The sequence below is a fragment of the Arthrobacter sp. CC3 genome (assembly GCF_039907775.1).
Taxonomy (GTDB): Bacteria; Actinomycetota; Actinomycetes; order Actinomycetales; family Micrococcaceae; genus Arthrobacter.
The window spans coordinates 62,363-72,905 of the sequence record NZ_JARCCY010000025.1; the positions used below are offsets into that span (position 1 = coordinate 62,363).

The 10,543-nt window shown below is 59.9% G+C and carries 8 protein-coding genes; 2 read left to right on the plus strand and 6 right to left on the minus strand.

What is annotated here, in order from left to right; translation table 11 throughout:
- Positions 1 to 1,789 precede the first annotated feature (1,789 nt).
- On the minus strand, positions 1,790 to 2,200 hold the full coding sequence (locus PV761_RS15475; RefSeq protein ID WP_347898036.1) for a cupin domain-containing protein: 411 nt from the start codon (positions 2,198 to 2,200) through the stop codon (positions 1,790 to 1,792).
- 379 nt (positions 2,201 to 2,579) lie between these two features.
- Between PV761_RS15475 and PV761_RS15480 the strand changes: the two genes are divergently transcribed.
- On the plus strand, positions 2,580 to 3,017 hold the full coding sequence (locus tag PV761_RS15480) for a limonene-1,2-epoxide hydrolase family protein (protein ID WP_347898038.1): 438 nt from the start codon (positions 2,580 to 2,582) through the stop codon (positions 3,015 to 3,017).
- Positions 3,018 to 3,095: 78 nt separating this feature from the next.
- Here PV761_RS15480 and PV761_RS15485 read toward each other — a convergent pair whose 3' ends face one another.
- Positions 3,096 to 3,275 carry a hypothetical protein gene (locus tag PV761_RS15485; protein ID WP_347898040.1) on the minus strand — a complete coding sequence of 60 codons (180 nt, stop codon included), beginning with the start codon at positions 3,273 to 3,275 and terminating at the stop codon, positions 3,096 to 3,098.
- Positions 3,276 to 3,719: 444 nt separating this feature from the next.
- Positions 3,720 to 3,941 (minus strand): hypothetical protein, encoded by a 222-nt coding sequence (locus PV761_RS15490; protein ID WP_347898042.1) that lies wholly within the window; start codon positions 3,939 to 3,941, stop codon positions 3,720 to 3,722.
- Between the two features lie 407 nt (positions 3,942 to 4,348).
- On the opposite strand from PV761_RS15490, the gene PV761_RS15495 reads away from it, so the two are divergent.
- Positions 4,349 to 5,290, plus strand: coding sequence for a zinc-binding dehydrogenase (locus tag PV761_RS15495; RefSeq protein ID WP_347898043.1), 942 nt, complete (start codon positions 4,349 to 4,351; stop codon positions 5,288 to 5,290).
- A gap of 461 nt (positions 5,291 to 5,751) precedes the next feature.
- On the opposite strand, the gene PV761_RS15500 is transcribed toward PV761_RS15495, so the two are convergent.
- The 3 genes from PV761_RS15500 to PV761_RS15510 all read right to left on the minus strand — a co-directional run bounded on the left by PV761_RS15500 (position 5,752) and on the right by PV761_RS15510 (position 9,702).
- A complete protein-coding gene (locus tag PV761_RS15500) occupies positions 5,752 to 6,915 on the minus strand; it encodes a substrate-binding domain-containing protein (RefSeq protein ID WP_347898045.1) in 1,164 nt (387 codons plus the stop codon).
- A 115-nt stretch (positions 6,916 to 7,030) separates the two neighbouring features.
- A complete protein-coding gene (locus PV761_RS15505; protein ID WP_347898046.1) occupies positions 7,031 to 8,143 on the minus strand; it encodes an ABC transporter permease in 1,113 nt (370 codons plus the stop codon).
- On the minus strand, positions 8,143 to 9,702 hold the full coding sequence (locus tag PV761_RS15510) for a sugar ABC transporter ATP-binding protein (RefSeq protein ID WP_347898048.1): 1,560 nt from the start codon (positions 9,700 to 9,702) through the stop codon (positions 8,143 to 8,145). The genes PV761_RS15505 and PV761_RS15510 overlap by 1 nt, the downstream gene beginning before the upstream one ends.
- Between the last annotated feature and the right edge of the window lie 841 nt (positions 9,703 to 10,543).

Here is a 10,543-nt window from a genome sequence, read left to right on the forward strand (position 1 = left end):
TCACCCGCGACCTGCCGAGTCAAAACGTCAGTGGCTGAGTCGCTTGCCGAGGATCCCTGACTCCAGTCCCTAGCTTTTGTCAGGTAGTCGCCAATCTGCGACAACCCCTTCAGCAGCGCGCCGATGTCGACACCAGCGGCGTTCCCGGACTCACGAGTCCCATCATCCGGTACACCACAACCGCGTAACGGCGGCGGCCTGCCAGGTCTCTCAGGACGCAGAGCCGAATTGCGTGCGGCATGCCCAGGATCGCGTTGCGTCATGCCGCCCCACTCCCCCGCGCCCATGAATCACCGGAAGCAACGTTACGTCATTCTGATCCCCATCATCGCCGGGCGGGGCCTCCACGCAACCAGGGCGCTACGCGCCGCTCACGATCCAAAGTTTCGTTCGGCGCTCCCCCGTCGCTTATTTCCTCCCGAAACTTTGAACCGCTCCCGGTCCCCCAAGTTGCACTCCGGACCCTCACACCCTGCGGTGACTCCATGTATCACAACAACGCACAAATCTGACAGGATCATGCGGTGGCCGCAACGGCCAACCACGCTGCGCGCGCCGCCAGCATGCTCCTCGCCGGGGTCACCTAACGACCATTGGTGACCGGCCCATACCTGAGAAGCGCCGCACCCGCCTCGTATACCGCAAGTCTGCTCGGGAGCCTTTCTGAGTGGGAACGGCACCGAGCGTACGCACGCGAGAAAAACGATAGACGCGCGTCAAAGCAGGGACAGGTCTCACGAATCTACAAACCAGGACCACCGCAGGAAGAAGAGTCCGGATCCCACACACCTAAACTCTGCCGACGGATCGTGCGCCGGCCACAGATACGCCATGAGAGGTACCCGCTGACAGGAACGTCCCACGAAAACGACGATCAAGGCCCAAAGTCATGTCCCCTGCAACAGGGGCCTGCATGAACTGGTGTCGTCAGAGCCAGTGGGAAGGGACCAAAATGCAGGTCGAAAGCCGTCCATGCACCAAGGTGTGCACAATGTGCACACCCCCTTTGGCGGGACAAACACGCGCTGAGCGCCCCCTGCCGGCATCCCAGAAGCCGCTATCCGAGGAAAATCCACAAGAAGATTCGGCTTCGTCATGTCGTCACCACAACTCTTGACCATGAACGAGTGAAGGCCAACAACGGGCCACCGGAAGCAGCAAGAAAGGACGCCAAATAGCTTAGATTCCAGCAGGCGGAGGGCTCACCAGCCAGGGCTCTGAACCCGCCACCCACACATCCGCATAGGCGACCGCGGCGCCAGGCACAGTCCGCAGCCACTGTTAGAGGGACCAGCCGAGGCACAATGTCCACACATTAAAGCAAAAACCCCTCTGACGAGGGGTTATGCGTGCCCGAGGTGGGACTCGAACCGGACTCCAGCCCCTGCAAACACTGGGAACTCCCGAAAACCTCGGCAATCCGGACCGATCCGACCCCAATACGGCCCAGTCCCAAGCCCAAAGAGTGCACAATGTGCACACCCCAAAAATTGGCCATTCTGCGCAGCCCGCAACACCAACCGCGCTCCCCCGCCGAGGGAACGCGGTTTGTCTTTGCGCCGGCAACAGCGGGACAAGGGACGGGTTCGTGCCGTCCCACGCTATAACCGATGCCTCCCGCGAGGGACCGAACACCCAATGACCGGCAGAACCATCCATTATCGGTGTTGAAAGATGTCCGGAATCCTTGAGGGAGAAGCGCTGCCGGCTAAGCCCTTTGGCTATCGTACGGTGTAGCCGCCAAAGCCAGTGTTCCACCGAACGTGTTAGCGGAACGCTGGCATTCTAATTAGGGGGTCTCGGTTCTTGCTAACCGTGCAGTCTCGGCCGATCCGAAGTTGGAGTAGTCGACAGTCCGGGGTTCGCCCCAAACGACCAGAACCTTGAGCGGCCCCTTGCCAGTGTTGCGCAGGTCATGACGGGAGCCAACCCTTGCGAGAACGGCGTCACCGACTCCTATCGAATATGTTTCGTCTTCGACGGTCATTTGACCCGTGCCCTCGGTGACAACATAAATCTCCTCCAGCGGGCGGCCGGGCTCAGCATGTGAATGCATACCCTCGAAGCCTCCGGGAGGCAGCTCCCAGGTCTGCACTGCCACGGGCAGTTCGGACTGACCGTAAAAGAGCCACTGCATCTGCAACGGCGAGCCATCGTGAAGGTTGTAGCGAAAGGCGTGTGCTCCGGATCGTTCAAGCATTGATGTCTCTTTCCTCCGTCTGAAGCATCTCATCGGGACTGCTGTTGTCCATGCCTGGATGGACCTGGTTCCGTTTCCGGTCCAGGGCGGCCCAACAAAGGGACACGTTGTCAGGTTAATAGAGACAGCCGGGCACGTCCCGCAAGCCGCCGTGTCTAATAGGATTTCTGCCGACAAAGCTGAGGATGGATAAGTTGTCCGACGGTGACCAGCACCGGCGTCTCACTCCTGAACGGTCGCCGAATGGTCTTTTCGAGAATGGTGGATGGTTGCGCCGGTCGTCCAAACGTAGGCTGGCGCACGCCATCAGCAGGACGCTACAATCTTTTTCACGGAGTCAACCGACCGGTTGATTGATAATACGGCGAGGGAGTCGATGATGACCGTTGAAGCATTCACGGATGAAGAACGTCTGGTCTTGGAGTTTTTCGAGCACTGGGAGGAGCGGGACATCGAGGCAATTGTGGGTTATTTTGCAGCGGACGGTTCGTACATCGACATGCCGCTTCCGCCGCGTCGGGGGACGGATGCGATCAGGGCCTATCTCACCGAGATCTTCGGCGCGTTCACGGTCAAGATCGAGACCTTGGCCATGGCGTCACGCGGTGAGACCGTGTTCACCGAGCGTATTGACTACCTGATCCGGGATGGGCACCCGACCGTCGATCTTCCTGTGACAGGTGTGATGGAGATCCGCGACGGGAAGATCGCCGCTTGGAGGGATTACCTCGACCTCAAGACGGTAGAGGCGGGTCTCGCCGTAAGCTACGACGCGAGTGCCGACGAAACGGACACGGTGAGCGTCCGGAACGTCTAGATACCCCGCGGTTCTAAGGTGCCAGCCGCCCGGAGATCAATGTTCTGGATTGTGGTGACGACCTGCCGGCCGGGCCGCTTAACCGTCAAGTTCTGAGGGCTGGGTCATTCGCGTTGCAGCCATGGCCAGAATCGTAAGGAGGCCGACTGCAGCCATAGTGATCGCGACGGTCAGTGGTCCGATGACACCCAGCGTCGATTCCAGGGCCGCTGCGCCGAGCCAGGTGCCGATCGCGGTTCCGCCGTTGAACGCAGACACCGCAATGGCAGCTGCGACTGTGGGCGCTGCAGGGGCGAAGCGGACGGCCCGGCCGCCTGGGTGGCAACAGCCGCGGCGACGGACCAGAACGCACCGGCTGCAACGCAGTGACCACGCGGGCCATGAGAACAAGTCGCACGTGAAGCCTTACTCAGCCACGCTATGACCTGAATAATGAGCTCGTCGGCGACAGACTCCTCCCGGGCCATAGCCTAATCCAGTGAGCTTTTTCGGGCCTTTCTGCAGCATTATTTAGCATGCCCTTCCGCGCGTGTCCGGTTAGCACTATTTGGATCGCCGAGACGTCGACCTGGTGTATAAATGAGCCACTTTGCAGGGATCGGTTTCCCAATGGCCCTCTTACGTAGCGTTGCGGGTGACGTCGACGATTTGGCCCAGCCGTCACCGCGGACCACCCAGCCGAGATCATTTTTCCGGTCAAAGTCAGGGCGATGCCTTTCCAAGTTGTGGCGTCAGCCACTCCGGCCGGCGAGCCCAGACTCCTCCTTTTGGATCCGTCGCCTCCGCGCTCTTGACGATCGCGCCCAAGAGCGCGGGAGCACTTCCCAGATTGTCCACGGCAGCCTTAGACCGCGCCAGCTCAGCCCTGAGGATTTCGTTTTCCTTCAAGACGCGTTTGAGCAACTGCTTATCGCCGGTGTTCAACCGCCGGTCCTTTTCCAGGTCTTCGGATCTGGACCTCAGCTCCCTGGACTCCCGCTGGCGGCGCCAACGATTCATGGTGCCCTCGGCGATCCCGTGATGAACCATGCGGCTTTAGAGCCCACTCGGTGCATTGGTCGTGCTCATCCAGACTGGCGCTTCTGCTCAGTAGTTAAGTGCTTACGGTTCGAAACACGGCCGGCTTGACTCTGCGGCTAAGTGGATGAGAGCCCGCAGGCTGGAGTCAAATGCCACGAGGCGCGCCTGCACGAAGGCCGGACGGAAAGCGCTAGGAGCTCATAGAAGCCTACCTCGAGGACTTACCATCCAAACGACTGGTTGATAGTGTTGGGCAAGGAGCCAATGGTGGCTTCTCCGCTGTACCTCTCGGAATTGAAGGAGCGCGTTCAATGAAAGCATGGCTGTTCACCGGAGCAGGGGAGCCTCTCACGTTGGTCGACCGGGAGGTTCCGGAGCCTGAGGAGAATCAGGTGGTTGTCGACGTAAAGGCAGCCGGGCTGTGTCACAGCGACGTCGGCTTCATGCATGGCGAGATCGACTGGATGCTTGCCCATACCCCTATCGTCCTCGGGCATGAAGTTGCCGGCATCATCACTGCGCTTGGTCCAGGAGTCGCGAACTATTCCGTGGGCGATCGGGTTGGCATTGCCGGGCTCGGCCTGGATGCCCCCGGCTTGGTGGCCGATGGAGGCTTTGGCAAGAAGGTCATCGGCAAAGTTGAACAACTGGTGCGGATTCCCGAGGGGGTTTCCTATGCGCAGGCTGCTGCCGGAACCGATGCTGGACAGACTTCCAGGCATGCACTCCGCGTCGGCGGGGTCAAGGATGGCTCACGGGTCGGCATTATCGGACTCGGCGGCCTTGGATTGACGGGTGCTCGAATTTCGGTGCTGCTCGGGGCTGAAGTGTATGCCGCCGAGATCAACGAGGACGTTTGGCCTCTCGCTCTCGAGAGGGGCATTAAGAAGTGCGTGCGGGACGTCGAAGACTTCGCCGACTTCGAGCTGGACATCATCATCGACTTTGCCGGCTTCGGAACGACCACGGCTGGAGCCATCAGGGCGATTACTCCAGGCGGTCGCGTTGTCCAGGTCGGTCTGGGACGCGCCGAGGCCTTGATCCCCACGGACCTATTGGTGACAAAGCAGGTGCAGCTCTTCGGATCGCTCGGAGGCTCCATGCCTGACGCTGAGGATGTCTATAGGCTTATGGGCACCGGGGAACTTGAACTGCTGGTGACTCCTATCACTTTCGAAGAAATCCCCGACGGTCTCCGACGTCTGGAAGAGGGCGGCGTGAGGGGCCGACTGATTGCGGTCTACGGCGAATGACCAAAGAGAAATTGTCCGCTGCATCCAAATCTGGGTCGGCCCAAGAGGCCGTGCAGCGTTCAGCCCCACCGAATTCCAGGGCAAGGTACTGGGACGACGGGACGTGTGGGCACTTTTCCCCGGCCTCGCTCCACGACGTCACGAGTACATGATCTGGCCCGTCCGCTAAAAAACGCGAAGACGCATCATGCCGGCCGGGCCATACAGCATTACTCCGGGCGCCAACGTCGGAGCACATGTGGATGCGCCTCGTAATAGCGCCGGAGGCGGGCCGGGGTGGAATGCCGAACGTCGAGATCCAAGGACTTTTTCCGGCCCTCCCGCCGGCGTACACGCGACCTGAGCGGGGGTTTGGGTCCTCCACGAGGCCCAAACCCCCGGTCAGTTACTTGCGTCGGATGCAGCACTCAACCACCCTGTCGGCAGCCGGAATACGGCCGCTCCTCATCAGGGGCCGGAAGCTACTTCCCGGACCAGAGTGCCGTGTAGGCAGCCTTCCATCCCACTTGGCTCGTATAGTTCGACCCGGGCACGGCTGGGAGATTTGCGGTCTTGTCAACAGCAACGACACCGATACCTTGACTTACCGCTGATTGGCCAGCGAAGGTCCTGTTAAGGTTGTCCATGGCCCCGTAGGCGAGCCATCCAATGTCATGGGCCGTCACTTCAGCGACCGCTCCGCTACGGATCATGTCCAGAGTCGTGGGGCTTCCTGTGCCTCCGGCAATAGTGATCTGCTGGGGCAGGCCGGCCCGCTTCACGTCTTGGGCGCCGTCGGCACCGGCCATGTTAACGTCGACGGGCATGAACACCGCGGTCAGATCCGGATTCTTCGCCAGAGAGGCGCGCAGTCGCTGCGACAGGGGGCCGTTGGTGACCAAGTCAGACGAGATGAAGGAAATATCGGTGATGACCTTACAGGTGCTGCAGGAAGCCAGGGTATCGGTGAATCCCTTTCCGATGGCAGCCAGAAGCGGTTCGTCGCTCTTCTCCACGATGATTCGGGGTGCCTGCCCACCCGCGGCCAGGTAGGATGCTCCCCATACCCCCCAGCTGTACAGGTAGTCCTTGACGGTAGGGAATTCATCCCCATATTTCATTTCTGCTGTAAAGAGCGGCTGACCATCGCAATCCAGGGATTCGAGCCCCATGACGGGAACTCCTTGTGCCTTGGCTTCCAGGAGTGGCTGCCGAATCGCTTCGCAACTGATGCCATGGACAATGATGGCGTCCGGGTTGGAGGCCAATGCGGTGCGGAAAGCACTCGCATTGGCACCTCCAACATTGAGCGCGCCGTCAGCGATCTTGAAGTCCCATCCGAGCGTTCCGGCGGCTTCCTTCGCCGCCGCAGCGGGAACCGAGCAGTCAGGAATGGACTGGCCGCAAGATACGAACCAGACTTTCTTGCCGGCGACTGCTGCGGGGCCCTTTGCGGGAGGCGCGGTCTCCGTCCCCTTGTGCAACTGTGCGAGGGTCCGGATGGCCTGGACACTGGGCGTGGAACCGCTTCCTGTTGCCAGGCTGGATGCGGTTGCCCCGCCGGAGCAACCGGCCAAGGCAATGGTCACGGCAACGGTGATGAGACCGCCCGTGCCGCGGCGCATTGGGTTCTTCGATTTGAACATATAGTTTCTCCTCAGGGGACAGTGCTATTGAGCACTTTGGGTTGATGCGGATTAGAAACATGGTCCTGACACGCGGTCTCGCTGTCAGGTCTCGCCGGCGGGACACACGAAGTGGCTAGCTGCGCGCTCCGTTGCGGGTGAGCTCGGCCCCAGACGTGGGTGATTCGCCGCCCGAGCTGGACGGCCCGCGTCCGTATTCATCATTGGCTGAGGTACGGTCCGCGGCGCGGGCCCGATGCCGGCCGATGAGCGTTGACACCGCGATGGCACCCACCAACGCCGCGCCGTTGAAAACAGGGGTGATCCAGGTGTCGGCACCCATTAAAGTCAGTCCATTGACGGCGATAGCCACGAGGAACACACCGATAATCGTGCCCCACACGTTGTAGCGGCCTGGACGGATGGCCGTGGCACCAAGAAACACTGCCGTCAACGCAGGGAAGAGGTATGCAGGCGCCGCGTTCGGGTCGGCGCCACCGCTCCGCGAAGTAAGCAGGACGCCAGCCACCCCGGCCAACAGCGAAGACAACACGAAGCTGGTGAAAATGCTCCGGTCCACGCGAATGCCGACTAGTCGTGCCGCTGATTCGTTGGAACCGATCGCTTCGAGGCGCCGGCCGAACGGCGTGTGCATGAGGATGTACCATGCGACGATGGCGACGCTAATCAATAGGAAGAACGGTGAAGGAACTCCGAAGATTTTGATCATGCCCCACTCTCCTAGCGCCACCGGAATGTTCTCGTAGATGGAATGGCCATTCGTGTAGAACTGCAGTAATCCGCCGATAAGCGTGTACGTTCCCAGCGTTACGATGAACCCGTTCAGCCGCAGACCTGCAACGAGGTATCCGTTGATGCATCCCGCAACCAGCGCCACGGCAATACCAATAAGCAACGCCGCGTAAATGGGAAGGCCATACGACGACATCGTCGCGGCTACTGTCACGTTCGCCATGCCAGCAACCGCGGCAACGGAAAGGTCGAAGTACCCGGACACCAGGGGGATGACCATCGCCAACGCTACAATTCCCGTCACTGACTGGTTTCCCAACAGATTGGTGATATTTGCACCGGACAGAAATGCACTGCCGCTTGTTGGATTGAGACCAAAGAACAGGATGAGAGCGGCCAATATGATGAGCAACCCGCCACTTTCAAGAACGACACTCCACTTTGATAGTGTCGATCGCGTTGCCGATTTCTTTTGGATTGTTCCAGCTATTGCCATCAGTTTGGTTCTCCCTTGCCATAAATGAGTTTTGACAGGTTTGCTGCCGTCAAGTTCTCTCCTGCGACTTCTGCCGATATGCGGCCCCGACGCAGGATCAACGCCCGGTCGGAAACTAGTGCCAATTCCTCAAGATCAGAGGCGACGACGATTACTGCCGCGCCTTTGCATGCGGCGTCGTCGATCAGCTTGTAGATGTCCGCCCGCGCACCGACATCAACTCCTTGCGTGGGTTCATCGAGGAGCAGTAGTCGTGGATTCCGCCGCAACCAGCGGGCCAGGACAACCTTCTGCTGGTTTCCCCCGGAGAGGGTTTCGATGTTGTCCTGCACGCTGTTGATCTTTATCCCGAAAGTCTCTCCAAGAGATACGGAATCGGATGTGATGCTTTTTGTCCGGATCCGAAGTCTGTCCCAGTAGCTCTCAATCACCGACACTGCCAGATTGTCGGCGATCGGCAGCCCGATCAGTGCTGCGTCCCTTGCCCTGTCCTCCGGCACGAGTGCCACCCCGGCGTTCATTGCGTCGGCTGGGTGGCTTAAATGGATTTCCTTCCCACCGAGTCGTACTTTGCCTGCCTCGACGGGAAGATCCCCGAAGAGCACGCGAAGAACTTCAGTCCGACCCGAGCCTTGGAGGCCTGCCAAACCCAGTACTTCTCCCGCCCGGACCGTCAAGTTTGCATCCTCCACAGGACCGGCGGTGACTCCAATCAATTCGGCCACAATGTCGTCAGCCTTTGACGAGGATTTGTCACGAACGATCCGCTCGACAGTGCGTCCTGCAATGAGTTGTGTCAGCTGGTGCTCATCCAAATCGGCGGCGTCCCAAGTTCCTCGGTATTGGCCGTCGCGAAGGATCGAAACGCGGTCGGCCAGCTCGAGGACCTCGTCAAGCCGATGGCTCACGTAGAGGATGCTTTGGCCCGCCTTGGCATAGCGCCGCAGCGACTCCAGAAGCATATGGACCTCGTGGATGGGGAGGGACGCAGTCGGCTCATCCAGGATTAGGAGCCCCCTTGCTGACTGGATGTCGTCTTGCAAGACTCGCGCGATGGCGACCTGCGTCTGGGTAACCCTGCTGACGTCACCGAGAATCGTGGAAGGAGCCGCTTGGATGTCGAATCGATCAATCAGGTGGCGGGCTTTGGACCGCACCGCCCCCCACTTGATCCGGCCGCCCCTAGTTGGGTAGGCACTTCCCATTGCGATGTTCTCTCCGACATTAAGGTCCGGGAAAATTCCGAGATCTTGATGGATCGTCCGGATCCCCAGGACTCGCGCCGACTCCGGCTTGAGATGGCGGGGATCCACCTTGTTCCCATCCACGGTCAATAGCCCGCCGGGTTCAGCCTGATGGATCCCGGAGAGGATCTTGATCAAAGTTGATTTTCCTGAGCCGTTCCCGCCGCAGAGGGCGTGGATCTCACCCGGCTCAATGTCGAAACTCACCTGTTGCAGCGCCCTGACGGCACCAAAGGTCTTGGACAAATGACGGATCCGTACGCCGCTCACGATCGGAGTCATGATCGGGGCTGCGAGTTCTTGCGGTCTGGTCATGGCACTTCCTGAAACTGTCGTGTGGCTAATTTGTATTGCTTCATGTAGCTCCTGTTGCGCAGAGGTTGACTGGGATGCGGTGGTTCTCCTGTGAACCGATTGCCTCATCCAACCGATTCATGGTGAATACACGCGAGATGACTTCTTTGTGATCCGGGCGCGAAGGCTCCCGAGACGGAGGCACGAGATTGGCCAGAGTTGTTCCCTGCCCGATGCACAAGGCATACAGAAAGCGGCATGGCTTGGCCCAACGATTGCTATATCTGCCAGAGATGTGCTGCGTCCGCCCTACCCCTGCGAGTAAGTGCGGCCAGGGGCCGGGCGCCGGATCCGTTGCCTCGATCAGTGCCGAGGCTCAGGGCCGGATGGTCTCCGGCTGCCCCTGACATTGCACCCGACCGACCTGGATCTGAACTAGATCTACGTAAAGATATCTACCAAATGGTTGGCAGGCAATAGCCCGAGGGAAATTCTCACCCAATACCAGGAGCGGAAGAGTGTCGGCACCGGGGTGCAGCCAAACAGAACCGGCCACCGCGCCCAGCGCCGGCTTCGACAAATCAGCACCTGCCGCCGACCATCGCTAGTACTTCCACAGCACGGCCGCAAGGATCGTGCCGTAGCACGGGGAACGTCGCGGCCCGGGCGCCGAATGCACCCCGGCCATGAATCTGATCGGGAAGGCGGCCATTGACAGGTTGAATTTTGGATGGTTAACATTGATCTACCAAACGCACGTTTGATTAACGATGTGGTTCCTCCGGACCCAACGGAGAGTTCATGATGGAAACGCAACACCCCAAGAATGGATCTGAGGAAAGCGCTGGCCGGGAGGTCGATG